Annotated in this window: 29 protein-coding genes; 17 read left to right on the top strand and 12 right to left on the bottom strand. The window is 50.9% G+C overall.

Translation table 11 applies throughout. The features are described 5' to 3' along the window. Nucleotides 1-64: 64 nt before the first annotated feature. Nucleotides 65-436 carry a flagellar hook-basal body complex protein FliE gene (gene fliE / locus ACTS9Y_RS12015; protein ID WP_442586161.1) on the bottom strand — a complete coding sequence of 124 codons (372 nt, stop codon included), beginning with the start codon at nt 434-436 and terminating at the stop codon, nt 65-67. A gap of 231 nt (nt 437-667) precedes the next feature. Here fliE and fliF point away from each other — a divergent pair, with 231 nt between their 5' ends. From fliF to ACTS9Y_RS12085, 14 genes are all read left to right on the top strand, one after another. Next, nucleotides 668-2,365 (top strand): flagellar basal-body MS-ring/collar protein FliF, encoded by a 1,698-nt coding sequence (gene fliF, locus ACTS9Y_RS12020; RefSeq protein WP_442586162.1) that lies wholly within the window; start codon nt 668-670, stop codon nt 2,363-2,365. Nucleotides 2,366-2,367: 2 nt separating this feature from the next. Further along, the gene (fliG, locus tag ACTS9Y_RS12025; protein WP_442586163.1) at nt 2,368-3,366 is read left to right on the top strand and encodes a flagellar motor switch protein FliG; all 999 of its coding nucleotides are present in this window, start codon (nt 2,368-2,370) and stop codon (nt 3,364-3,366) included. Between the two features lie 24 nt (nt 3,367-3,390). Beyond that, on the top strand, nt 3,391-4,059 hold the full coding sequence (locus tag ACTS9Y_RS12030) for a FliH/SctL family protein (RefSeq protein WP_442586164.1): 669 nt from the start codon (nt 3,391-3,393) through the stop codon (nt 4,057-4,059). A 54-nt stretch (nt 4,060-4,113) separates the two neighbouring features. Further along, nucleotides 4,114-5,640: a flagellar protein export ATPase FliI gene (gene fliI / locus ACTS9Y_RS12035; protein WP_442586165.1), complete on the top strand. Its 1,527-nt coding sequence runs from the start codon at nt 4,114-4,116 to the stop codon at nt 5,638-5,640. An 18-nt stretch (nt 5,641-5,658) separates the two neighbouring features. Next, on the top strand, nt 5,659-6,105 hold the full coding sequence (gene fliJ, locus ACTS9Y_RS12040; protein WP_442586166.1) for a flagellar export protein FliJ: 447 nt from the start codon (nt 5,659-5,661) through the stop codon (nt 6,103-6,105). Nucleotides 6,106-6,129: 24 nt separating this feature from the next. Further along, nucleotides 6,130-7,497, top strand: coding sequence for a flagellar hook-length control protein FliK (locus ACTS9Y_RS12045; RefSeq protein ID WP_442586167.1), 1,368 nt, complete (start codon nt 6,130-6,132; stop codon nt 7,495-7,497). A gap of 164 nt (nt 7,498-7,661) precedes the next feature. Then, nucleotides 7,662-8,228 (top strand): flagellar basal body-associated FliL family protein, encoded by a 567-nt coding sequence (locus ACTS9Y_RS12050; protein ID WP_442586168.1) that lies wholly within the window; start codon nt 7,662-7,664, stop codon nt 8,226-8,228. A 42-nt stretch (nt 8,229-8,270) separates the two neighbouring features. Beyond that, on the top strand, nt 8,271-9,272 hold the full coding sequence (gene fliM / locus ACTS9Y_RS12055) for a flagellar motor switch protein FliM (protein ID WP_442586169.1): 1,002 nt from the start codon (nt 8,271-8,273) through the stop codon (nt 9,270-9,272). Next, nucleotides 9,272-9,760 (top strand): flagellar motor switch protein FliN, encoded by a 489-nt coding sequence (gene fliN, locus ACTS9Y_RS12060; RefSeq protein ID WP_442586170.1) that lies wholly within the window; start codon nt 9,272-9,274, stop codon nt 9,758-9,760. The genes fliM and fliN overlap by 1 nt, the downstream gene beginning before the upstream one ends. A gap of 11 nt (nt 9,761-9,771) precedes the next feature. Next, nucleotides 9,772-10,251 (top strand): flagellar biosynthetic protein FliO, encoded by a 480-nt coding sequence (fliO, locus tag ACTS9Y_RS12065; protein ID WP_442586171.1) that lies wholly within the window; start codon nt 9,772-9,774, stop codon nt 10,249-10,251. 108 nt (nt 10,252-10,359) lie between these two features. Then, on the top strand, nt 10,360-11,124 hold the full coding sequence (gene fliP / locus ACTS9Y_RS12070) for a flagellar type III secretion system pore protein FliP (RefSeq protein ID WP_442586172.1): 765 nt from the start codon (nt 10,360-10,362) through the stop codon (nt 11,122-11,124). 56 nt (nt 11,125-11,180) lie between these two features. Then, nucleotides 11,181-11,450 (top strand): flagellar biosynthesis protein FliQ, encoded by a 270-nt coding sequence (gene fliQ / locus ACTS9Y_RS12075; RefSeq protein WP_442586173.1) that lies wholly within the window; start codon nt 11,181-11,183, stop codon nt 11,448-11,450. 47 nt (nt 11,451-11,497) lie between these two features. Further along, nucleotides 11,498-12,265: a flagellar biosynthetic protein FliR gene (gene fliR, locus ACTS9Y_RS12080; RefSeq protein ID WP_442586174.1), complete on the top strand. Its 768-nt coding sequence runs from the start codon at nt 11,498-11,500 to the stop codon at nt 12,263-12,265. Between the two features lie 304 nt (nt 12,266-12,569). Further along, complete coding sequence (locus ACTS9Y_RS12085; protein ID WP_442586175.1) at nt 12,570-13,172, top strand: PEP-CTERM sorting domain-containing protein; 603 nt, start codon at nt 12,570-12,572, stop codon at nt 13,170-13,172. A gap of 66 nt (nt 13,173-13,238) precedes the next feature. On the opposite strand, the gene flgL is transcribed toward ACTS9Y_RS12085, so the two are convergent. The 11 genes from flgL to flgB all read right to left on the bottom strand — a co-directional run bounded on the left by flgL (nt 13,239) and on the right by flgB (nt 23,357). Then, nucleotides 13,239-14,159 (bottom strand): flagellar hook-associated protein FlgL, encoded by a 921-nt coding sequence (gene flgL / locus ACTS9Y_RS12090; RefSeq protein ID WP_442586176.1) that lies wholly within the window; start codon nt 14,157-14,159, stop codon nt 13,239-13,241. 21 nt (nt 14,160-14,180) lie between these two features. After that, on the bottom strand, nt 14,181-15,860 hold the full coding sequence (flgK, locus tag ACTS9Y_RS12095; protein ID WP_442586177.1) for a flagellar hook-associated protein FlgK: 1,680 nt from the start codon (nt 15,858-15,860) through the stop codon (nt 14,181-14,183). Between the two features lie 100 nt (nt 15,861-15,960). Further along, nucleotides 15,961-17,025 (bottom strand): flagellar assembly peptidoglycan hydrolase FlgJ, encoded by a 1,065-nt coding sequence (gene flgJ / locus ACTS9Y_RS12100; RefSeq protein WP_442586178.1) that lies wholly within the window; start codon nt 17,023-17,025, stop codon nt 15,961-15,963. 11 nt (nt 17,026-17,036) lie between these two features. Continuing rightward, a complete protein-coding gene (locus ACTS9Y_RS12105; RefSeq protein WP_442586179.1) occupies nt 17,037-18,170 on the bottom strand; it encodes a flagellar basal body P-ring protein FlgI in 1,134 nt (377 codons plus the stop codon). An 11-nt stretch (nt 18,171-18,181) separates the two neighbouring features. Beyond that, nucleotides 18,182-18,847 carry a flagellar basal body L-ring protein FlgH gene (locus tag ACTS9Y_RS12110; RefSeq protein WP_442586180.1) on the bottom strand — a complete coding sequence of 222 codons (666 nt, stop codon included), beginning with the start codon at nt 18,845-18,847 and terminating at the stop codon, nt 18,182-18,184. A gap of 25 nt (nt 18,848-18,872) precedes the next feature. Next, complete coding sequence (flgG, locus tag ACTS9Y_RS12115) at nt 18,873-19,655, bottom strand: flagellar basal-body rod protein FlgG (protein ID WP_379055212.1); 783 nt, start codon at nt 19,653-19,655, stop codon at nt 18,873-18,875. A gap of 53 nt (nt 19,656-19,708) precedes the next feature. Next, nucleotides 19,709-20,452: a flagellar basal-body rod protein FlgF gene (gene flgF, locus ACTS9Y_RS12120; RefSeq protein ID WP_442586181.1), complete on the bottom strand. Its 744-nt coding sequence runs from the start codon at nt 20,450-20,452 to the stop codon at nt 19,709-19,711. A gap of 85 nt (nt 20,453-20,537) precedes the next feature. Continuing rightward, entirely contained in the window at nt 20,538-21,752 is a 1,215-nt protein-coding gene (flgE, locus tag ACTS9Y_RS12125) for a flagellar hook protein FlgE (RefSeq protein WP_442586182.1), read from the bottom strand. Between the two features lie 54 nt (nt 21,753-21,806). Then, nucleotides 21,807-22,481, bottom strand: coding sequence for a flagellar hook assembly protein FlgD (locus ACTS9Y_RS12130; protein WP_442586183.1), 675 nt, complete (start codon nt 22,479-22,481; stop codon nt 21,807-21,809). Nucleotides 22,482-22,503: 22 nt separating this feature from the next. After that, nucleotides 22,504-22,908: a flagellar basal body rod protein FlgC gene (gene flgC, locus ACTS9Y_RS12135; protein WP_442586184.1), complete on the bottom strand. Its 405-nt coding sequence runs from the start codon at nt 22,906-22,908 to the stop codon at nt 22,504-22,506. A 17-nt stretch (nt 22,909-22,925) separates the two neighbouring features. Next, the gene (gene flgB / locus ACTS9Y_RS12140; protein ID WP_442586185.1) at nt 22,926-23,357 is read right to left on the bottom strand and encodes a flagellar basal body rod protein FlgB; all 432 of its coding nucleotides are present in this window, start codon (nt 23,355-23,357) and stop codon (nt 22,926-22,928) included. A gap of 216 nt (nt 23,358-23,573) precedes the next feature. On the opposite strand from flgB, the gene flgA reads away from it, so the two are divergent. From flgA to ACTS9Y_RS12155, 3 genes are all read left to right on the top strand, one after another. Beyond that, entirely contained in the window at nt 23,574-24,341 is a 768-nt protein-coding gene (flgA, locus tag ACTS9Y_RS12145; protein ID WP_442586186.1) for a flagellar basal body P-ring formation chaperone FlgA, read from the top strand. 169 nt (nt 24,342-24,510) lie between these two features. Beyond that, nucleotides 24,511-24,828: a flagellar biosynthesis anti-sigma factor FlgM gene (gene flgM / locus ACTS9Y_RS12150; RefSeq protein WP_442586187.1), complete on the top strand. Its 318-nt coding sequence runs from the start codon at nt 24,511-24,513 to the stop codon at nt 24,826-24,828. Between the two features lie 4 nt (nt 24,829-24,832). After that, complete coding sequence (locus ACTS9Y_RS12155) at nt 24,833-25,315, top strand: flagella synthesis protein FlgN (protein WP_442586188.1); 483 nt, start codon at nt 24,833-24,835, stop codon at nt 25,313-25,315. The last annotated feature ends 28 nt before the right edge of the window (nt 25,316-25,343 follow it).

Here is a 25,343-nt window from a genome sequence, read left to right on the forward strand (position 1 = left end):
CGCCGCTAATCAATAGCGGAGAGCACAGAGATTTGGTGTGATGGAACTAACTAAATGCAGGGGGTTATACCTGCATATTCATCATATCCTGGTAGGCACTGACCAGTTTATTACGCACCTGCACGGTAGCCTGGAAAGCGATGTTGGCTTTCTGGCCGGAGATCATGACATCAGACAGGCTGACGTTATCGTTGCCCATGGCAAAGTCCTGCCCCAGCTTTTCTGATTGCAGTTGCATATTGTTGACAGAATCCAGAGAGGATTTCAGGGCGTCGCTAAAGCTGACCTGGCTGGTCGGGCTGGTGGCAGTCGGTTTCTGTACTGCGTTCAGTGCTTGTGTCGCGCTGGCGCCCAGGCCTTCGGGTTTTTGTGCTGCTGCACGCAATTGTGCCAGCATGGACGAAATGCGTTGTGCATCTATACCGCCTACGCTCATGTGGTTTCCTTTCGTTATATCGGGTGTATGCACCCTTTAATGACAATGGAGCCACTTTAACATTGCTACAAATGAGTCGCTCTGAAAGATAGGCGATATTAAGCCGTCTTATTTGCCAATTTGAATTTGGGTGTAAGGCGCATAATGTGTTCCATGTATGAATACCAATGTATTGGTGTTCTGTTCAGTTTTATGACATGCCTCGTGCAGGTTATCAACATGGAGATTTAAATGGCTGCTGCTGATGCCACGCTTGCGACAAATATAGAGCCCGGGAGTGTTGCACCGAATATGTTCGGTCAACTGGGCCAGAAATTGATGCTTGTTGCCGGCATTGCCGCTATTGTTGCGGTGATGGTGGTGTTCTGGCTATGGAGCCAGAAGCCGGATTACCGTGTGCTGTTCTCTAATTTTGCCGACAAAGATGGCGGTGCCATTGTCGCTGAACTCGACAAACTCAATATCCCTTACAAGTTTTCTGAAGGCGGCAGTGCGATCATGATCCCTGCTGACCAGGTGCACCAGGTACGTTTGAAACTGGCGGCACAGGGTCTGCCTAAAGGCGGCAATATCGGCTTTGAGTTATTGGAGAACCAGAAATTTGGCGTATCGCAATTCGTAGAGCAGGTGAACTTCCAGCGTGGCCTGGAAGGCGAACTCGAGCGTAGCATCCAGTCTATCTCAGCCGTACAGGCCGCGCGTATCCACCTGGCGATTCCAAAACCCAGTGTTTTCGTCCGTGAGCAGCAATACCCAACTGCCTCTGTATTACTGAATCTGCATAATGGCCGCCGCCTGGATGGCCAGCAGGTTGCTGCTGTGGTCCATCTGGTTGCCAGCAGCGTGCCTAACCTTTCTGCAGACCATGTCACTGTGGTCGACCAGAATGGCAATCTGCTGTCTGACAATGCCAATAAGGCCAAACAGAACGGGCTTGATCCTGAGCAGATGGCTTATGTCGAAAACATGCAAAGCAACATCGCCCGTCGCGTGGAATCTATTATCACGCCTATCGTAGGCGCCAAGAATGTACATGCTGAAGCCAGTGCTGAAATTGATTTTTCAAACACTGAGCAGGCTAATGAAAGCTACAAACCTAATAGCAAGCCGGAAAACATGGCTGTCCGCAGCGCTCAGAACCATGAGTCGCAAAACAGCAGTGGCGCCAACGGCGCAGTGCCTGGTGCGGTCTCTAACCAGCCCCCAGGTGAGGCTACCGCGCCTATCAATGCGCCGGGTGCAGCACAAGCAGACGGTGAAACGCCACCCGCTGCTCCGCCAGCACCGCCACAAAACACGCAAAAAGACACCACCACTAACTATGAGCTGGATAAAACAGTCAGTTATATCCAGCAAGCCAAAGGTGGCGTAAAACGCCTGCATGTTGCGGTGGTGGTCAACCATATCCCTGTCGTGGATAGCACCGGTAAAACCACTTACCGCGCATTGAATACGGCCGAGAAGCAACAGGTGAGTGACCTGGCCATGCAGGCCATGGGTTTCAACCGCGAGCGCGGCGACACTATCTCAGTGGTCAATACGCCGTTTATCAGTGAAGCACAGGAAAAACTGGTCGAACCACCATTATGGAAAGACCCGATGGCGATTGAATACGGTAAGGATGCCTTGCGCTTCCTGGCTGGTATCGTTGTCCTGATGATGATCTACAAAAAATTGCTCAAGCCTTTGTCCAATAAACTGACAGGCAAAGACAAAAAAGAACTCGAATTGGTGGCAGGCGCTGCCGCGCTCCCTGGCGCAGAAGGCAGTAGTGAAGAAGACGCACTGGTGACCTTAAGTGGTGAAACACCTGCATTACCCGGTGCGAGTTCTTTGAATCAGACACTGGAAGCAGCAAAACAGGTGGCGAAAGATAATCCGCGCATGGTGGCAAATGTTGTTTCTAACTGGACTTCTGCGGAGAAATAGCAATGGCGACTGATGGATTAACAAAAAGCGCCATTCTGATGTTGGCACTCGGTGAGGATGAAGCTGCCGAGGTGATGAAGCACTTGTCGCCCAAGGAAGTACAACGGCTGGGTATCGTCATGGCTTCGATGAAGCCGGTGCCGAAAGAGGAAGTGGAAGAAGTACTTGAAAAGTTCATGCTCGATTTCGCTGGCAGCAGCGACTTTGGTCTGGACTCAGATAGTTATATCCGCTCGGTGCTGGTCAAAGCCTTTGGCGATGACAAGGCTTCCAATCTGCTGAATCGTATCCCGCAGTCGCAGGACGCGGCAGGTATCGAAAGCCTGAAATGGATGGATGCATTCAGCGTGGCTGATTTCATCAAGAATGAACACCCGCAGATCATTGCGACGATTTTGTCGCATCTCGAAGCAGAGCAATCCGCAGAGATCCTGGGCCATTTTACCGAGCGTCTGCGCCAGGATGTGATTTTACGGATCGCGACCCTGGATAGCGTGAAGCCGACCGCTTTGCGAGAACTCAACGAAGGCATGTTGAAAATGCTGGCCGGTAACGATAACCTCAAACGCCAGACCATAGGCGGCGTGAAAACGGCTGCTGAAATCATGAACTTCCTGAGCGGTGAGAATGAAGCCAAGCTGATGGATGGCCTGAAGAGTTATGACGATGGCATGGCGCAGCAGATCATGGACCAGATGTTTGTGTTCGACAACATCATCGACATCGACGACAGAGGCATACAGGTATTGCTACGCGAAGTGCAATCCGATGTACTGATCGTCGCCCTGAAAGGTACCTCTGAAGAGATGCGCGAAAAATTCTTCCGCAATATGTCTTCACGTGCCGCCGATATGATGCGCGAAGATCTCGAAAGCCGCGGCCCGGTCAAATTATCCGAAGTTGAAACGCAACAAAAAACGATCCTGCAAACTGTTAGACGCTTGTCCGATGAAGGCCAGATCATGCTGGCTGGCAAAGGTGACAGCGAGCAGTATGTGTAAAGTATTTTTGAAGGAATATTCAGCATGGTAGCCTCTGCAACCCCTAAAGAACAATTGACCGCTTATCAACGCTGGGAAATGGCCAGTTTTGACGATGTCGCCTCCAGCGAGCGTGTCAGGCGTGATCGTGTGCAGGCAGAGGAAAATGCACGCACGGTCAGCCACATTCTCAAGCAGGTCAGGCAGGAAGCCTATGAAGCAGGCTTCAAGAGCGGCTACAACGACGGCCTGAGCAAAGTACAAAGTGAAATCGAAGCCGAACGTGCGCAATTGCTGCAATTGTCCGGTAATTTTCAACAAGCGCTCTCCATGCAGGATGTGGCGATTGCTGAATCGGTACTGACACTGGCACTAGAGCTGTCAAAAGCCATGCTGAAAAGCAAGCTGCAGGCAGATCCGCAAAGCATTATTCCGGTGGTGCTGGATGCCATGCAATACCTGCCACAGGTGAAACAGCCTGCCCGCGTCATTGTGCATCATGAGGATGCCAAGATCCTGCGCGCGAGCATCGCTGAGCAAATGAAAGAACAAGGCTGGAACCTGGTGGAGGATAGCCAGATTGAACGGGGTGGCTGTCTGGTAGAAACCGCTGAAAACCAGATCGATGCGACCAATGAGATGCGCTGGAAACGCCTGGTGCAAGGCTTGTCCCGCTATGATGACTGGCACAAACCTGCTGCAACGAATGAGTAAAAAAAGCATTCAACCCACCCCTGACGTTATTCCGGTATGAGAGTTATATAACACATGACCACTGCACACGATGCTGACATGCCATCTGCTATCCCCGCTGAACAGGATACAGGTTCAGTAGCACACACAGCCGCGCCTGAGGTGCAGGCTGTAGACGAAACACCTAAAACCGCAACTTCCAATCCGGACAATATCCACAGCCAGCGCTGGCAAAGCTATCTGAAAGACTGCCGCGAGATTATCAACCTGGTAGAACCGCTTGAAGTGGCTGGCCGTATTATCAAGGTCACCGGCCTGGTCATGGTTGCCACTGGTATCAAAATGCCGATAGGCGGCGCCTGTTTTATCCCCTTGCAAGATGGTGGCCGTGTTGAAGCCGAAGTCGTCGGCTTTGATGGCGAAAACCTGTTGTTGATGCCGCAAACTGCGGTGGAAGGCGTCGTGCCTGGCGCCAAGGTCTTCAGTATGGATGTGACCGAGACGCTGCCTAAACCACAGTTTGGCCGTCCGCCACGTCGAAGAGCGCAAGACCGTGCGCGACATTTCCCGATAGGGGATGCTTTGCTTGGTCGTGTGGTCGATGCCGCTGGTATTCCGCTGGATGGTTTAGGCCCGATTGCGACCGATATCACGGCGCCGTTGGGTGGACGCGTGATCAACCCCCTGATGCGGGCGCCGATTGAAGAAACCATGGATGTTGGCGTGCGCGCGATTAATGCCATGCTGACAGTCGGGCGCGGACAGCGCCTGGGTTTGTTTGCCGGTTCAGGCGTCGGTAAAAGTGTGTTGCTGGGCATGATGGCGCGTTACACGACTGCCGATGTGATTGTGGTCGGCCTGATCGGTGAACGTGGCCGTGAGGTACAGGAATTTATCGAACAAATTTTAGGCCCTGAGGGCCTGGCACGTTCAGTGGTCGTCGCTGCCCCGGCGGATGTATCTGCATTGATGCGTTTGCAAGGTGCGAGCTATGCGACCACGATTGCCGAGGGTTTTCGCAAGCAGGGTAAAAACGTATTATTGATTATGGATTCACTGACGCGGTATGCCATGGCGCAACGTGAAATTGCCTTGGCAATTGGCGAGCCACCAGCCACCAAAGGGTATCCACCTTCAGTATTTGCCAAGTTACCGGCGCTGGTCGAACGCACCGGTAACGGCGCACGCGGCGAAGGCTCTATCACTGCTTTCTACACTGTGCTGACCGAAGGCGATGACCAGCAAGACCCGATTGCCGATTCAGCCCGCGCCATTCTCGATGGCCATATCGTGCTCAATCGTACACTGGCGGAGAGCGGGCATTATCCGGCGATTGATATCGAGCAATCGATCAGCCGCGCCATGCACAACATCACCAACAGTGAACACCAGCAGCAGGCGCGTTTACTCAAACAACTGTACTCGCGCTATTTGCGTAACCAGGATCTGATTGCCGTGGGCGCTTACCAGGCGGGAGCAGATCCCTTGCTGGATGTTGCCATTAAAAAACGTGACCAGATCAATGACTTTCTGCAGCAGGATATTCATGAATGTGCAGATATGCAGTTCAGCCTGCAGCATTTGGCACAAGTCGTGTCTTAAGCGGATTGAACAAGAAATATGGCGACACAATCGACACAGACCTTAACTCTGCTGAGCCAGTTAGCTGGCGATGAAGTAGAGCTTGCCATGCAAGCGCTGGCGCAGGCCATGAAGCAGCTGGAACAAGGCCAGCAGCAGAAGTCTTTGCTGGGGCAATATCAGCAAGAGTATGAGCAACAGTGGCAAAACGTGGTGCAAAAAGGACTCAAAGCAGATTTATACCGCAATTTTCAGGGCTTTTTCTCGCAATTGGAAACTGCTGTGCAGAGTCAAAATGCTCAAATCGAACAATTACAGTCAGTTGTTCTGCAGCGGCAACAGATGCTGCAGGAAAAACAGCGTAAACAAAAGTCGTATGAAGTGCTGATATCGCGTGCAAACTCATTGCATGAGAAAGTCGAGCGCAAGCGTGATCAGAAAATGATGGATGAGTTTGCCAGCCGTGCCAAACGCACGACTATGTAACCTTGCATCGTACGGGAGAATGAAATGGCATTTTTAAATTCTGCAAGCTTGTTAAACATGGGTGCGGCGGATGCCGCTAAAAAAGCATCCAGCAATACGCCAGTGCAGGAAATTCAGGCGAATCAGTCGGATGAGTTCGCGCAGGCTTTACGTAAACAATTGCAGCAGGCCAATAAACCTGCCAGCAACCCTGCGACGCCCGCGGTTGCCAAGAATAATCCGCCGGCGAAAGAGACCATGCATGCGCAATCAGCGCAAGAAGCAGCCAAGTTAGCCAAAAACGAATCCAATAAAGAGCAGCCTGTCTCTAAAGAGCCGGCGAAAACGACTTCTGCAAAAGCAGGTGATCAGAAAGCAACTGACAAGCCGGCTGCTGAAAACACCACTGTCGAAGATAAAGCCGCGACAACAGAAACTGTTGCCCTGGATGAAACGCCGCTGAATATCAAAAAACGCCTGATCACCAATCTGGAAGCCACTGATCCAGCCGAGGTAGGTCTCACGCCGTGGATGCAAACCATGCTGGCGATGCGCCAGCCTTCAGCTCAGAACACGACTGGTGACCAGGCGGCATTCACCAGTACGGTTGATGAAACAGCGTTGCCATCTGCTGAACTATTATTGGATGCATCAGCGACAGTTGCCCCCGAACAAGCAGGTAACCCCCTGACGACCAATGTGGCTGCAGGCGTAAGCCCTGAGGCTAAAACAACCGGCATAAGCTCTGAAAGCCCGGCGGCTGAAAAACCTGCGCATTTCTCTGAAACCCTGGGCATCGCAAAATCGGTTGCAGAAGCCGTGCAGGAAACCATAGCCACTGAAAAAGCCGTTGATAGGGCTGGTAATATTGATATCCAGTCTGAAACTTCTAATACCGTCACGCTGCCTGCGGCACAGGCCTTGCCTAATAGCGCATGGTTGAATGCGGCTGGCGTGTCGCAGACTTCAAATGTCATGATGTCGCAAGTAGCGACTCCGTTTGGCAATGAGCGCTGGCAAACCGCGATAAACCAGCATGTGCTGAACATGGCAGGTAGTGGCGATGATGTGGCCAGCCTGACGTTGTCACCACCAGATCTGGGACCTATCCAGGTCGTATTGAAAGTGGACAACCAGTCAGTGAACACCAGTTTTATTACCGACAACCCATTAGTGCGCCAGGCACTGGAAGATGGTTTGCAGGATTTGCGTGACCGTATGCAGTCACAAGGCCTGGAACTGGGTAATACCTTTGTCGGCAATGGCCAGCAGGCAGAACAGCATTTTGAACAACAATCCGCCAAAGGTAACGGCAGGGCGGCAGCATCTTCTGCCGAAGCTGAAACCGCTGCAGCCCCACAAACCGCGGTAAAAACCAGAGTCGCACGCGGCCTGGTGGATACCTTCGCCTGATCACATTACACCTGATGAGCGCGCCAGCCTGGTGGCTGGCGTTGCACAAAGTCTGATTAAGCACCGAATTCACCCTTTTATTCAGCAATCTCTCAGCCCTCGCCATGGGCATAATGTCACAAACTCTCACGCTATTTTGAAGTTCACATGAAAGGTTTTGTGCAATGGCTCAAGAACCCGCTAAAGCGGAAGCTGCAGTAGCAGCACCCAAGTCCAAGAAAAAATTGATCGTTATTCTTGCCATCGTACTGGCATTGGCTGCCGTTGGTGGCGGTGCTGCTTTCTTTTTGATGCAGAAAAAAGAAGATCCGCACCATGCCAAAGCTAAAGCTGCCCATGAAGGTGAGGAGGCTGAAGCAGAAGCCGGCGAGCATGAAGAAGAAGCCGAGGCTGAAGGCCACGCTGACCCTAAAACCGCTTTAACTTATGTGCAATTTGAAACATTTACCATCAATCTGTTGCCAGACCCTGATGACAAGTTTTTACAGCTGGACCTGACCGTAGAGGTCAAAGGCGCCGAGCTGGCCGAAAAATTCAAAACACAGATGCCGGTGTTACGTAACCGCATCCTGTTATTGCTGACCAGCAAAAAGGCCACGGATATATCAACGCCTGAAGGCAAAACGCAATTAAGCGCAGAGTTGCTGGCAGAATTGAAAAAACCGTTAACCGCCAGTGGCAAGCCACTCAAGGTAACGCAGGTACTGTTCACTTCTTTTGTGATCCAGTAAGTTTAAGCCGCCGTTTTAAGACCAGTTTTATAGCGAGTAACCATGTCAGCTGACAAGTTTCTATCACAGGATGAAATTGACGCGCTCCTCAAAGGTGTTGAGGGCGATGACGATAGTGACGCGTCGGATACAGACGAGTCCAGTATCCGCAACTACAACCTGGCGACGCAGGAACGGATTGTGCGTGGCCGGATGGCGACGCTGGAAATCATCAATGAGCGTTTTGCACGACTGTTGCGCGTTGAGTTGTTTAACTTTTTGCGCCGTACTGTCGAAGTATCAGTCGGCCCGGTCAGGATCATCAAGTACACCGACTTTATCCGTAACCTGGTGGTACCTACCAATTTAAACCTGATCCATATGAGCCCTTTGCGTGGCACTGGCGTGATGGTACTGGACCCGACACTGGTGTTTCTGGTGGTCGATAATATGTTTGGCGGCGATGGCCGCTTTCATACCCGGGTAGAAGGCCGCGACTTTACACAGACCGAACAACGTATTATCCAGCGCATCCTGACTTTGATGTTTGATTCTTATGCCAAAGCCTGGGCGCCTGTTTACCCGGTGCAATTTGAATATTTGCGTTCAGAAATGAATACGCAATTTGCCAATATTGCAACGCCGAATGAGGTGGTAGTAGCCATCACATTTAATATCGAGCTGGGCCCGAACAGTGGTGAAATGCATTTCTGCGTGCCATATTCCATGGTCGAGCCGATTAAAGATCTGCTGACTTCGCCATTGCAGGGTGAAAACCTGGGTGGTGACAAACGTTGGGTCAAAATGATGACGCAACAGATCCAGGCGGCAGAAGTTGAGATTGTTGCCAACCTGGCGACGCGCAGGATGACGGTCGCAGATTTACTTGAATTGAAAGCAGGCGATGTGATTCCTATTAGTATCAGTGACACCATTGAAGGACAGATTGATAATATCCCGGTGATGGAATGTCGCTACGGGGTATTTAACGGGCAGTACGCCCTCAAAGTTGAAAAATTAATTCGCGCTGACGGTAGTCAAGAGCAATTGCAAGGAGAGTCATAATGGCTATGGATCCCGCCACTGGTAACAGTGCTGATGATGATATGGAAGCGGCGATGGCTGCGATGGGTGTGTCTGATACCGGTGATGTGCAAACCATCGCCGAAGACGACTGGGGGGCTGCATTGGCTGAGCAAACGCAAGCCGAGTCTTCAGCACTGCAGGAGCAAACCAGTAAAACAGCCGTGTTTAACGAGTTTAGCGCCAACAATAAACTGGAAGGCACGCAGAATGATATTGATTTCATTCTGGATATTCCGGTACAACTGACGGTAGAATTAGGCCGCACCAAAATCTCTATCAAGAACTTGCTGCAATTGGCACAAGGCTCGGTAGTCGAGCTGGATGGCATGGCAGGTGAACCGATGGATGTGCTGGTGAATGGCTGCCTGATCGCCCAGGGTGAAGTAGTGGTGGTGAATGACAAGTTTGGTATCCGCCTGACAGATATCATCACCCCGGCCGAGCGTATCCGTAAATTGAATCGTTAATCCACGCACACATGAAGTATTACAAACTAGCAGCATTTATCACGGTGAGCCTGTGCTGGCCTGCCTTGGCCTTTTCAGCTGAAGCCGTGAAAGCCGTGCCACCGCCTTCGGCCAGCGATAGCCTAGGCCGTATGGTATTCGGCACCGTCATTGTCTTGCTGGTGATTGCTGCCATTGCCTGGGTATTAAGGCGTGTGTTACCAGGGCAGGGCTTGTCGCATTCTGGTGTCATCAAACAGGTCGGCGGAGTGCAGCTGGGGCCACGTGAGCGCGTTGTCGTGCTGGAAGTGGCAGGGCGCTGGCTGGTAGTTGGTGTCGGCCAGGGGCAAATGACAGCACTGGGCGAAGTGACGCCATTAGCGACAAATACTGTGACAGAACATCAAAGTCATTCTTCAGCAACTTCGCCTGTTGATCCGCAAGCTTCTTTCGCCGTCCGATTACAGCAAGCCATGCAACACACGGTCAAATCCTTCAAAAACAAGCCTTGAGTCGCTCATTTCCAACCTTTGAAACAGGTTGGTCCAGCGTACACTATCTACATCTTTTGAATCATGCCCGGTATTGGCGGCATGACTAAACTCCGGGTGTGCTGATAAATGCGTGTAATCTCTGTGTTGAAATTCATTTTATTTCCCTTGCTGGTCGGGTTGATCTGGCTTTGGCCAGCGCATTCCTGGGCGGCAGAGGGCTTATCCATAGGCTCAGTCACCCCAGCGGCAGGCGGTGGCCAGGATTACACCCTCAGCCTGCAAACCCTGATCCTGCTGACTTCGCTGACCTTTATTCCGGCCGCGATTTTAATGATGACCGGTTTCACCCGCATCGTGATCGTGCTGTCTTTATTGCGCCAGGCTCTGGGCACGCAGTCAGCCCCGTCTAACCAGATACTGATCGGGCTGGCCCTGTTTATCACCTTTTTTGTCATGGGCCCGGTATTCGACAAAATTTATGTCGATGCATACCAGCCTTTGTCTGAAAGCAAAATCACCATGCAGGAAGCGCTCGATCGTGGCGCCTTGCCTCTGAAAGGGTTTATGCTCAAACAAACCCGTGAAAGTGACCTCGCCATGTTTGCCAATATGGCGCATACGCAGGCAATCAATACACCGGATGAAGTGCCATTGCGCATCCTGGTACCTGCTTTTATGACCAGTGAATTGAAAACCGCTTTCCAGATTGGTTTTGCCATTTACATTCCCTTCCTGATCATTGATATGGTGGTAGCCAGTATCCTGATGGCCATGGGCATGATGATGGTTTCTCCGGCGATTGTGTCCTTGCCTTTCAAGCTGATGCTGTTTGTGCTGGTGGATGGCTGGCAACTGATCCTGGGGTCATTGGCCCAGAGTTTTGTCATGTGATGACGTACTAATGATGCGTTTTGACACTGTCACCGATTAAGATTAAAGGAGCAACCATGAGTCCGGAACAAGTATTAACCATAGGCAGTGAAGCCATGCAGACCACCCTGTTGGTCGCTGCGCCGATTTTAGGCACTGCACTGGCGATAGGCCTGATCGTCAGTATTTTCCAGGCTGCGACACAGATCAACGAACAAACCCTGTCTTTTATCCCAAAACTGGTGGGTGTGATGGCGATGCTGTTACTTGCTGGTCACTGGATGCTGATGACACTGGTAGATTACATGCACCATGTGTTCAGCATGATCCCACAGCTGGTCAATTAAGCTTTTGTCCGTTTAATCGCCGCATTATCTCGCGATCGCATCACACCATGCTGACCATTCACGCTTCTGACCTGCAACAATGGATAGTGCAGTTGCTGTGGCCGTTGACCCGCATCCTGGCCTGTGTTTCAGTCGTCCCCTTATTTAGCCATCCTTCCATTCCCAACCGCATGAAGTTGGGCATAGGTTTTGTGATTACGCTGGCGATCCTGCCATCCATACAAGTCCCTGCGATAGATGTCATGTCCTGGCAAGGCCTGCTTTCATTACTGGCGCAAGTGGTCATAGGCATCAGCATGGGCTTTGTCATGCGGCTGATGTTCACGGCGGTGGAGCTGGCAGGTTTTATGATGGGCATGAGCATGGGGCTTGGTTTTGCCAGCTTTTATGATCCACAAACCGAAGGGCAGACCATGGCTGTGGCGCAATTTGTGACCATGCTGGCGCTGCTGGTGTTTATGAGCCTGGATGGGCATTTGATTGTGGTGGCGGTGATGTTACAGAGTTTTGAAACCATGCCTATTTTGCTGGATCACTGGCAACTGAATAGCCAGGTGATCGCCGAACTGGGTGGACATATCTTTTCGCAGGGCTTGTTATTGTCATTACCTGTAGTGGCCAGCCTGTTGATCACCAACATGGCGCTGGGCATACTCACCAAAGCCGCCCCGCAGTTCAATATCTTTGGTATCGGCTTTCCCATCACTATTTCTGTTGGCCTGGTGATGACTTTGTTAAGCCTGCCTTCATTAGTGAACCCGGTGAATCGCTGGCTGATAGATGCGCAGCAACTGATGCTGCAAGTGATACGCTAGCGCTCTTAACTCACACGTTGCTTCGCATTTTCTTCCCTTAGCAAACCCTTATCCGATCCGGATTAACCTGTCTGAATGGCGCTGTTATTGAGGCTTGGAGCCTGCTCGTATGCTGATGCCAGTAGTAGTCAATTTGGGTACTAGCAAACAAATATAATGTGTGTCAATATAGTCAACCTGTCAGGCATTAGTCCGTTTCGGCAATCGCTCAGTTAAGAATGGGGCACCTGTCAGTACTACCAGCGATGTGTTTGCAAGATGACTGCTGGTATTTCACTAGGTAGTATTCTTTCGGGGAGATGTGATGAAAGTACTTTCAACGTTAGTCTTGGCTGCAGCTATCAATGCCATTGGCATTGGTTCAGCCTCAGCAACAGTCGTTTTTTCAGATGATTTTAATTCTTATGGCGAAGCAATTCCGGCCGCTGCTAGTTTTGGTGGTTGGAATGTCATTAGTGGTTCGGTGGATATCATCGGCGCAGGTACTGCTTATGACTGGTTCTCTGGTGTTCAAGGTAAGTATCTTGATTTAGACGGGTCTACTAATAGTGGTGGTCAAATAGCGACAAGTATTATTTTTGGTCCGGGCAGCTATGTGATCAATTTTGACTTGGCTGGAAGCCAAAGAGGCGATTCTAATGACGTTGTCGTTAGCTTTGGTGGAAATACCTGGAACTATACCGTAGCTAGTGGTGATGGTTTTCTTGCTAAATCGTTTACATTTACCACGCTGACTGCAACAACCTTAGCCTTTCAAAATGGTGGTGGTGATAACATAGGTGCATTGTTGGATAACGTAAGTGTGACAGCGGTACCAGAACCAAGTACTTATGGCATGATGTTTGGCGGTTTGATCATGGTTGCAGGTTTGGTAGCCAGAAAATCTAGGCAATCTAGAGTACGTTAAAAAGCACTAAGTAAAAAAGACCCGTCAGGGTCTTTTTTATTGTGATGCACTTGTGAAAGCAGCGTCTTAAATGAATGCGAATAAGGAAAGCTGCGAGGTCTGCACATAGGATTTTTGTGCAGCTTCCAGAATCGTGCTTCTCTTAGACAAGTCTGAGAGTGCTTCGGTGTAATCCAGATCCTGCAGTTTTGAGATGGAGGATGTGTATTGCAGATCCATGTCACTGCCCGTCACGTCCAGGGTGTCGACTTCATTCAATTTACTGCCCAGGTCTGCACGTACGTTCAATACCTGGTCCAGCACGCCCTGTACTTTGGTGATGGTGCTCGCCAGCCCATCACTAAACGTTTTTTGGGTGGTGGCGTCGGTAATAGGTGTTTTTAGCAAGGCGACCATGTCTTTCAGGGTGGCAAACAGATCATTGCCATTGGCCTGGAACAGCTCATTGCCAGTGTAAGTCACCGGCATCTGCCGTTGTACATCCACTTGCAGGGCGCGTTTTGAGCTATCACCCTGATAATCCATATCACCTGTCACGGTGTTCAAGACAAATGGCACTGTGCTGGTCTTGTGACCGGCGTACATATAATTACCTTGTGCATCCTTTGTATTCGCCAGACCGATCAAGCTATCCAGACGGCCTTGCAGCTCACTGGCGATATTCAAGCGCTGCTGGTCGTTGTAGGCACCGTTACCGGCAGCCACTAGAGATGACTGTGCGTCCAGTATCACATTGGTAATACTGGTCATATTGGTTTCGTAGGTTTCCAGCGAGGTTTTGGCTACATTGCGCGTGGCGGCATAAGTGTCATTCAGGTTCTGGGAGTTCGTCAGTTCGAGAATACGCGCTGCGGCGACCGGATCATCTGCCGGGGTACGCACTTTTTTGCCAGAAGAGATCTGCTCGTTGAGTTTGCTCAGGTCGTTCTGCAAATCCATCAGGCGATTGGTGCCGGTCTGGTAAATTGAATTGGTGCTGATTCTCATGATTCACTATCCTTCAGAATATTACTGGCCAAGCTGCAACAGAACATCAAACAGCTGGCTGGCGATTTGCATCATTTTGCCAGCAGCCTGGTAGGCTTGCTGGTAGCGCAACAAGTTGGCGGCTTCTTCATCAATGTTGACGCCGGATTCAGACTGCATCGCGCTGGTAGCACCTTCAAGCGCAGAAGCATCTGCTTTGCTGGTGACCATCATCTCGTTGGTTTTGGTGCCGACGGCGCTGACCATCAAGGCAAACGCCTGCGCGTAGGAGCGGTTGGCATTACTGCCCAGCAAACGCACACTTGCTGCGTCTTGTAGCTTGGCTAGCCGCAAACCGTTGGTATTGTCACCCGGGCCTTTAAAAGCGACCACGTTGCCATTGGCATCCACGCGTTCGGCCAGTGCCAGTTTTTCAACATCATCAAATGCCAGTGTGATTCTGCCCGCCGCACCCTGGGTAGGGCGGATCATGTACTCGTCACCTTCAGCCGGTGTCGATGTATTCACATTAAACTCAATACCATCGACAGTGACAGGCAGGGTCGCCGAACTGGTCACGGTTTTATCGCTGTTGCGGATAATATTGTATTGACCACCGGTATATTTCAGCGTGTAGTCGCTACTGGTCAGCTGCTGCGATTGTCCCGGCACAAATGTCGCGCTGGCCAGTTTGGATTTATCTACGTTATTAGTGCTGCTGGTGGTCTGCGGTTGCGGGATGTTGAACATGGCAACACCGGCATTACCGTTCAGGTCGTAACCATTTTGCTGCATTTCATTGAACTGTGTCGCCAGCGTGATCGCCAACTGGCCTATCTGGTTTTGTACTGTATCCAGCGTCTCATTCCTGAAAGCCAGAATGCCGCCCAATGCGCCGCCAGCCAGGGTGGCGCTATCAATGATTTTTGGATTGCTTTTATCGCCATAAGCGATCTCAAGCCGGTTTGGCGAGGTATAGCTCGATTGTGCATATAGTGGATAAGTGTCGTCACCGACCACCAAAGGCATGCCATTGCCGATAAATACATCGTAGTTACCATTGCTTTGCTTCACCACTGTCGTTTTGACTTGTTCGCTCAGCTTGGTAAGCAAGAGATCACGCTGATCCATCAGGTCATTAGGCGGATTGCCGGTAGTACTCATCGCCTTGTCAATCACCAGGTTCAATTGCGAGATCTGGGTAGCATAGCTATTGATGGTGTTCACGCTCGCCGAGACCTGCGTATTCAGGCTCTGGCGGATATCATCCAGGCGGCTGTTGACTGCTGAAAAGCGGTTCAGCAGTGAGTTTGCCGAGGAAATGACGGTTTGCCGTGTGGCGACATCTGACGGGTTGGCTGCTGCCGCGCTGATTGCGCTGAAAAACTTGGTCATGACCGGGCTTAGACCGGCATTGGAATCAGACAGCAAGCCGTTGATTTCATTAATACTGTTGTAATAGGCTGTGCTGGCGCTGCTGGTAGAGGTCGTACTCAGTAATTGTTTGGCTAAGGTGTCGTTGTATACACGCGTAATGGCGGTAATGTCCGTGCCCTGGCCGACAAAGCCATAGCCAAAGTTCTGCGCTTGTGAGGCTGATTGCACGATCACCTGCCGGGTATAGCCAGGGGTGGATGCGTTAGCAATGTTGTGCCCAGTGGTTGAAATCCCGATCTGGGCTGCATTTAAAGCACTTTTGCCGATATTTAATATGTTGGACATACGTGAAAGCCCTTATGTGTCTTGGTCCTGCAGAACGGTTGACACCAATGTAAAGTTACAATTAATAAGCCTAACGGCAGTTTTTCAAATTACTTTAATATTAACTTTGCAGGTTCTTGATCACCTGGGTCAGTTTTTTGCCGTATTGCGGGTCAGTGGCGTAGCCGGCACGTTGCAGCGCATGCGCATAAGCACTGGCGTCGTGGGTATTGTTCATGGCTTGTTCATAGCGCGGGTTTTGTGAGATCAGCTTGGCATAATCTTTAAATGCATCGCTGTAACTGTCATAGGCACGGAATTTCTCTACCCGTGTTTCTTTAACGCCATTGACGTATTCGGTGGTGACACTATTCGCTACTTTGCCTTTCCAGCTGGCATCCGCTTTGATGCCGAACAGGTTATGACTATTCACGCCGTTGGTGGTCTTGATTTCATGTTTTCCCCAGCCGCTTTCAAGTGCTGCCTGACCAATCATGAATTTGGCCGGAATGCCTGAACCGCTACTGGCTGCTTGTGCATGTGGCAGCATACGCTGGATAAACTGCTGTGTTTTGCTGGCGACTTCACTCATGGCTGTCGTTAACGGTGCAGCTTGTGGCAAGGTGAAATTCTTCACATTTGCCTGCGCTTCTTCCATTAGTGGTGGCAATTCAGGGATGCCGCGCGCCCAGGCGGTATCATTATCTGTTGTCGTGTTGTCAGGGGTAGTCGCTTCCCATTGCTGGTAAGCTTCGCGGATTTTTTGAGCGGCTTGCATGAGCACCGCTTTGCCTGAAGATGGGTTGCTTGATGACAGGCCGTTCACCAGGTTGTTTTTTGTGTCTTGCAATGATGTTTTTGCCTTGTCAGCCTCTTCAGCGGGTTTAGGGCTGAATTTGCTCAATTGCCTGACCAATACTTCGGTCAGGCCCATGCCCTTCTGGCTGAGTTGCGTAGTGAGCTGCTGATCGAGCATGCCCATGAACATTTTGCTTTGTTCATTATCAGTGATGCCATCTTGCGGCACGGTGTCGCGCATGCTTTTCAGCATCATGTTCATCAGCACGCCTTCAAACTGGCGGGCGACGGCACGGATGGCTTCCGGGGAATCGCTTTTGGCGTTCTTCAGGCCGTTGAGTGCGCTGCCATCAATGGCCAGGCTGTTGGGATCGACACGTGGTTGCATGGCGATCTCGCTTAGATGACCTCTAGCTCGGCGTTCAGCGCACCTGCTGCTTTCATCGCCTGCAGAATCGCCAGCAAATCTTGTGGCGTGGTGCCAATCGAGTTCAACGCTTTCACCACATCTGCCAGGTTGGCACCATTGTTCAACTTGAGTACTTTGCCAGGTTCCTTATTGATATTGATCTCAGAAATCGCAGTGGATACGGTCTGGCCATTCGAGAATGGGCCAGGCTGGCTGATTACTGGTGAAGTATTGACCACCACAGACAGGTTGCCATGAGAAACTGCGCAGCTATCCAGTGTCACTGCCTTGTTCATGACGACTGAACCGGTACGTGCATTCATGATGATCTTGGCAGGTGTTGCCGCCAGTGCCACGTTAATGGTTTCCAGGTTAGCCAGGAAAGAGACGCGGCTCATGGTTTCCGGTGGACGCACCTGGATCACGCGGCCGCTTTCAGCCTGTGCAGTCATAGCGCCAAATTTCTTGTTGATGGCTTCCACCACATTATTGGCAGTGGAAAAGTCACTTTCTTTCAATTCGAGTTTAACCAGGTCCTGGTTGAGCAGGGTGTTGGGCAGGGCGCGTTCAACGGTCGCACCATCTGAAATACGGCCTACGCTCAGGTGATTGATCTGTGTAGAACTGCCATTGGCTGCAGCACCTACGCCGCCAACCACAAGGTTGCCCTGGCCCATGGCATAAATTTGTCCATCCGCACCTTTTAGTGGTGTCATCAGTAAAGTACCGCCGCGCAAACTCTTGGCGTTACCCATGGATGATACCGTCACATCCAGGGTTTGGCCTGGTTGTGCGAAAGCGGGCAGGGAGCTGGTCACCATGACGGCAGCCACGTTTTTCAATTGCAGGTTGGTACCAGGCGGCAAAGTGATGCCCATCTGGTTCATCATGCTGATGATACTTTGTACGGTAAACGGTGTTTGCGTGGTCATGTCACCAGTGCCATCCAGGCCTACCACTAAACCATAACCGATCAACTGGTTGGCGCGTACGCCCTGGATATTGCTGATATCTTTGATACGCTCTGCGTGCGCTAATGGCGCGGATAGCACCAAACCTGATACCAGTATCAGGTTAAGTAGCTGCGTGGCAGTGCGGGTGAATGTGTTAAACAGGCGTGGCATGTTCAACTCTCCTATAACGGGATCATGCTAAGAAAAAAGCGGGCGAAGATGGAGAAGGCCTCGGCAGCATCCATTTTGCTGGCGGATCTATACTCGACACGTGTATCGGCCACTTTGGTAGAAAGCACTTCGTTGCCCAGGGTGATGGTATCCGGGTTAACCACACCGGAGAACCTGACATACTCGGTGGCTTTATCAAAGCCGATCTGTTTTTCGCCACTGATGACCAGGTAACCGTTAGGTAATACGTCGACCACGGTCGCGGTGACAGAACCACTGAAGTTATTGCTGGCATCGGCACTGGCTTTGTCTTTGAATGACAGGCCGGAGCTGGCGTTAAAGGCTGATTTGGGTACGTTATGACCAAACAGGCCGGTGATGGAAGCGCCAACTGAACCATCCTTGCTCTGGCCATTGTCAGAAGCCTTGTTGGCCGTGGTGTTTTCGGTGATGCGCACCGTCAGGATATCACCGACATAACGTGGTCTGCGGTCTTCAAACAAAGGGCGATAACCAGCAGTATTGAAAATGGCGCCTTCGGTGCGTGCGTCAGGGCGTCCCAGGGTGGTGCGTGGTGTTTCCGGTTTTTGTACGATGGTAGAAGGCGTGACTGCGCAGCCGCCCAGCAACTGTGAGAGCGCTAAACAAAACAATAAGCTGGTAACCAATCTATTCATAATAATGATAGCCTTCAAACAAAGATTACATCTGTGACAGTTTTTGCAGCATCTGGTCCGAGGTTGTAATGGCCTTGCTGTTGATCTCATAGGCACGCTGGGTTTGAATCATGCTCACCAGTTCTTCGACAACGTTTACGTTGGATGTTTCCAGATAGTTCTGTTGCAATAAGCCTGCGCCGTTGGAGCCTGGCGTATTGGTATTCGGGTTGCCAGAAGCCGTAGTCTCTACATACAGGTTTTCACCTTTTGATTGCAGACCGGTCGGGTTAATGAAAGTCGCCAGCTGGATTTGGCCGATCTGTGTCGATGCCGTTGAATCCGCGGTTGTGATCGATACCACGCCGTCACGGCCTATCGACAGTGTTTGCGCGTTGGCAGGAATAGTGATCGAAGGTTGCACAGGGAAACCGCTGGAAGTCACCAGCTGACCCTGGCTATCCATCTGGAAAGAGCCGTCGCGCGTATACGCAGTACTGCCATCCGGCATCAGGATCTGGAAGAAGCCATTGCCCTGGATCGCGACATCCTTACTGTTATCTGTTTGTTGCAGGTTACCCTGGGTAAAAATACGTTCTGTCGCCACTGGTTTAACGCCGGTACCCAGTTGCAAACCGCTAGGTAACTGGGTTTGCTGTGAGGATTGCGCGCCAGGCTGGCGGATGTTCTGGTAGAGCAGGTCTTCAAAGACAGCGCGTGATTTTTTGAAGCCGCTGGTACTGACGTTGGCCAGGTTATGTGAAATCACATCCATCTGCGTTTGTTGCGCATCCAGACCGGTTTTTGAAATCCATAATGAACGTATCATGCTTTACTCCTTCGGGTATTCCCCTTTTTCATACTTAAATAGTAATACAGACCTTAGCCATTCAAACTGAAGAGTTGATCGGCTTTTCCGGCGTTGTTTTGAGCGTTTTCCAGCATCTTCATTTGCATTTCAAAACCACGTGCCAGGCTGATCATATTGACCATGGTTTCCACCACGTTGACATTGCTGCTCTCCAATGCGCCACCGGCGACGGTGACATTGGCGTCAGCCGGCGCTGCCTGGCCATTTGCCGTGACAAATACACCATCGTCAGCACGCTTCATGCTGGCTGGCGGCGGGTTGGTCAGTTTGATCCTGGCGATGATGGTGCTTGGGCTAGGCGTGGTTAAATTGCTGACGGTTGAAATGGTGCCGTCTTTGCCTATCGCAATGGCCGAGTCAGGCGGAATGCTGATCGGGCCACCGTCGCCCATGACATTGAGTCCGGTAGAGGTTTGCAGCTGGCCGTTCTCATTGATCTTCAATGCACCGTTGCGGGTGTAACCTTCGGAACCATCGGCACGCTGCACCGCGATCCAGCCTTCGCCGGTGATGGCGACATCCAGATCACGTCCGGTCTGCTGGATAGCACCCGATTTGTAGTCGGTGCCTACCGTGGCATCCACGACAAAAGCGCGTGTAGGCAGGCCGTCGCCGAGTACCGGCACCGCTCTGAAACTGTCTACCTGTGCCTTAAAGCCGGTGGTGGTCGCGTTTGCCAGGTTATGGGCAGTCGTGGCCTGTTGTTCCAGAATATGTTTGGCCCCTGTCATTGCAGTGTAAATCAGGCGATCCATACCAGCTCCTCAGTCATTCAATATTAAGATTCAGGGTTAAGCCAGCTAGCTCAAGTTAGTGCGCTAGCTAGCTCAAGTTAAAGCGTTATCTCAGGTTGACCAGGGTCTGTAAGACCTGATCCTGGGTCTTGATCGTTTGCGCATTGGCCTGGTAAATACGTTGGGCGGTGATCATGTTCACCAGCTCGCCAGTCAGGTCGACGTTAGAGTCTTCCAGGGCAGACGATTGCAAGACACCCATGGTGCTGCTGCCCGGTGAGCCTATCAATTCAGCGCCGGATTCGTTAGTCGCTTGCCATTGGTTACCACCCAAAGATTTCAATCCATTGGGGTTGGCAAAGTTAGCCAGCACAACACGACCCAGTTGCTTGGTTTCATTGTTGGTATAACGGCCGAGGATCACACCGTCATCGCCCACGCTAAAGCTGGCGATACGGCCAGAAGTGTAGCCATCCTGACTTTGCTTGTTCACGCTGAAAGTCGCACCGTATTGCGAGCTGTTGGAATAATCCATGGCTACAGTGACCGGGCCTGAACCTGTGGTTGGTGTGAAAGTGATGTTGCCCACAGTGGAGGTCGCAGTGTCATACACACCGGTACCGGAGAAGTTCATGACCGGAACAGGGTTAGGGGTGATATTGGTGCCATCAGCAGTGGTGTATAAACGCCAGCTATTGGCTGCAGTTTTCACGAAATAACTTTGGATGTTATGTGCATTGCCAAGGTCATCATAGACTTTAATGGCTGTCGCGTTGGTATAGCTTTGCGGGTCTTGCGGATCAAAAGGGCGCACTGTTTGATCGATGATCGGGCTTTCGGAGTTCAGGTTGAATTGGCCGGTGATTTCGGTGGTCGTCACTGGTTTCAAGTCGCTGGTATCGATTTGCAGTTCGACCGGGGATGAACCATTCATGCTATCTGCAGGGTTACCCATCAGGCGGTTGCCATCACTGGTCTGGATAAAGCCGTTTTTATCGAGCTGGAACTGGCCGTTACGGGTATAAGACACCGCACCGTTGTTGCTCAAACGGAAGAAACCGCCGCCGTTGATCGCAATATCCAATGTATTGTTGGTCGCAGTGATGTTGCCTTGCGTAAATTGCTGCGCCACATTGGCCAGCTTGGTACCAATACCGATTTGTGCCGCACCACTGCCGATCAGCGAAGCGGCGAACATATCGGAAAACTCGGCGCGTGACTGTTTAAAACCGACGGTGTTGGCGTTGGATACGTTGTTACCAATGACTTCCAATTGTTTGGAAGCTGCGTTCAAACCACTTAGACCTTGTTGAAAACTCATGATGTGATCTCCTGGAGAAAGACTGTATGCTGCAAATAAAAATTAAAATATCGATTAGAAGATTTCGACGACGTCAGAAACTGCGACTGCCGAGTTGTTACTCAGATTCAGTTTGATACCGCTGCTGCTGTTAGACACACTTTGTACCTGCGCCAGGCTGAGTGCGGTGGCGGTGGTGGTGGCATCGCCGATCTTGGCGGTGATCTCATAGGTGTAGTCGCCACTTGGTGCAACAGTGCCATCGGTGGCCTTGCCATCCCAGCTCAGGGCATTCACGCCTACATCCTGTTTGCCGAAGCTCAGTGTGCGCACGACCTGGCCTGCGCCATCTTTGATGTTCACCGAGACCGTGTCTGCACCATTAGGCACATTCACACCAAAATAGCCGCCTTTGTCGGTATGGCTCAGGCTATTGCCTGACACCAATACGCTATGGCCTATCATGCTGGTCGCCTGGTAAGACTGGCCCAGCTGTACGCTGCTGATCAGGCTGCCCATGGTTTCATTCAATTTGTTAATACCGGTCACCGTGTTCAGTTGCGCCATCTGGCTGGTCACCTGCGCGTTATCCATCGGGTTGAGCGGGTCCTGGTTTTTCATCTGCGTGACCAGTAGTGTCATGAAGCGGTCTTGTGCTTCATCGACATTGCTGCCTTTAGAATTACTTTTTTTGTTGACCGCATCAAGAATGTCCTGCGATACCTGATTGTTTGTATTGACGGTTGTCATGTTGAAAAATCCTTATATAAGGTTATTGACCGATATTGAGTGTTTTGAGCAGCATGGACTTGGCAGCATTCATGGTTTCCACGTTGTTCTGGTAAGCGCGGGATGCGGAAATCATGTTCACCATTTCTTCCGTGACATTCACGTTAGGCATGGTCAGGTAACCATCGCTGTTAGCCATCGGATTCTTGGGGTCGTAGACCATCTTGCCAGGCTTGGTATCTTCAATCACACGGTCTACCTGTACCGTGCTGGTGTTGCTGGCTGCGTCCTGCACCGCTTTAAACACCACTTGTTTGGCCTGGTAAGGTTTGCCGTCCGAGCTGACTACGCTATCCGCGTTGGCCAGGTTGCTGGCTACGGTATTGAGTCGCAGCGATTGCGCACTCATGGCCGAGCCGGAAATCTTGAATACATTGAATAAAGACATATGCTTGCTCCTTTAACTTACTGGCCGGTGATCGCTGACAGCATTTTCTTGATCTGGCCAGACATCATGGTGAGGCTGGCCTCATAACGGATGCCATTATCTACATAGGCATTACGCTCGACGTCCATATCTACCGTGTTCCCATCGACTGAACCTTGCAGTACAGAGCGGAACAGCACATCGCTAGAACCCAGGTTGCCGTTGCCGCCAGCGGCATTCATATGCCCGCTGTTGGTTTGTTGTAACAGGCCTGCAGGTTGCTGCGCAGACTTTCCGCCTGCGCTTTGCTGCAATGCCGACTGCATGGTCGCTTTAAAATCGATGTCGCGTGCCTTGTATTGCGGTGTATCGGCATTGGCAATATTAGAAGCAAGCAATTCCTGACGCTGATTGCGCACGCGCAGCGCCGTCTGGTGAAAACTCAGCGCGGCATCCAGTTTGTTGATCATCGTCTTTCCTTTCCCGGGTGTTCCCGAAAAAACTCTTAAAGTTTTGCCATCTGCCGTCGTTAACCCAGTTAAGCGGGCCTGCTTTCACGCACACATGACTTTTACTAGCTGTGCTTAGTGTACGCGGCGATGACAATAACGATTCTTGAATTAAGAGGGGTAAATAGCCTTTATTTCATGAATGACTTCTGCCTGCCATGCGTAGAATAAGACTCCATGAAACCTCGTCTGCCTACCATTTTTGCTGCAGTGATCCCATGCCTGATCTGGCTTTTTGCCTGTCATGTGCAGGCGGCTGATCGTGTGCCTAACAATGCAGTTGCGGCTAACCAGCGTGTAGTAGCGCCTGCTGCAAGTGATATGCAATCGCGTGTCTACCAGGCGGTGATGCAGTATGTACAGAGTCAGACGCAGGGCTATCCAGGCAAAGTGAATATTGAAATCCAGCCGTTAGATAACCGTATCCGCATTGCTGAGTGTGATTTGATGGAAGGGTTTACCGTACAAGGCGCGCGCTTATGGGGCAAAACCCATATTGGTGTGCGCTGTTTGCAATCAGCCACCAAGCCATGGACCTTATACGTACAAGCTGATGTGCAGGTTTGGGGCGAATTTGCAGTGACCGCGTTACCTGTCAGCCAGGGCTCACCTGTGCAGACATCAGATATCGTGATGCAGACCGGTGATTTAACCAAACTGCCCGCAGGCATCATCACTGACCTAGCTATGCTGGAAGGTAAAAAAGCTTCGTTGAATATGCCATTGGGCACTGTATTAAGACCTGAGCTGCTCAAAGCGATGCCAGTAATTATGCAGGGCCAGATGGTGCAGTTAAACAGCCGTGGTGAGGGATTCGTCATCTCGGCAGATGGTACCGCCATGCAAACGGCGAATGTCGGACAGGTGGTCGATGTGAAAGTCAGCAGTGGCCAGGTGATTAAAGGCGTGGCGCAAGCTTCCGGTAAAGTGGATGTGCGTTTTTAGCCAGCAACAGTATTCAGGGTTTTTAGAGTCGAAAAATGCTTATTGATCATAAACTTGAGATAAAAAGTATATTAAGCCCTAAAGTTCGCTTAAACTATGTCGTTAGTACTGTTAACAATTGAGGGTTTAAAGACCCTTACAACCAGATAGACAGAGACAGAGGCACGGCATGAATATTTCAGACTCCATTAAGAAACTTGGTACCGTTGATAAACCGGTATTAGATAAAAGCAGCAACAGCAAAAGCAGCGAAAAAGCATCTGCTACTTCGTCCAACGCATCGTCAGATAATGTGACCTTGTCAGCGGCTTCGGTGCAGTTGCAATCACTGGAAGCCGGTCTGGCTAACGGTGAAGTCTTTGACACCAATAAAGTGGAAGAGATTAAAGCAGCGATTGCGCGTGGTGATTTCTCGGTAGACACTGCCAAAGTGGCGGATGGTTTACTGCAAACCGTTAAAGATTTGATACAACCGAATAAAGGATGACGTTATGAGTAATGCAAATCGCACTTCAGTTCCGGCCATTAGTTTTGAAGCCGATGCCACCCTTGTGGCCGAGTTGATTCAGGATTTGCATAACGAGCAAACGGCATTGGTTTCTGCTGACCTTGATACCATTGAACAGATGGTAGACAAACGGGTGGAACTGTTGCAATCCTTGGGCGAAGCTGCCAACCAACGCTATGCAGCGCTGGCGGCGGCAGGCTTTGAGGCAAATGAAAACGGGATGTCCAAATGGCTGGAATTACGTTCCAGCCCAGTGATGGATGATGCCTGGATCAATTTCCAGAAACAGTTGGCGCAAGCAAAAGAGCTTAATCGCCTGAATGGTGTACTGATCAATAAGCACTTCCAGCGCAACCAGGAAAAACTAGATGTGTTGCAAGGCAATACGACGAATAGCACACAACTGTATGGCAAAAATGGCCAGTCACGTGGTGGCAACAGCGCACGCGCCAGCTTCTCTGTGTAAGTGTTTCCCGTTTAATCAAAAAAGCCGA

The organism is Methylophilus sp. (assembly GCF_052173275.1).
GTDB lineage: Bacteria > Pseudomonadota > Gammaproteobacteria > Burkholderiales > Methylophilaceae > Methylophilus.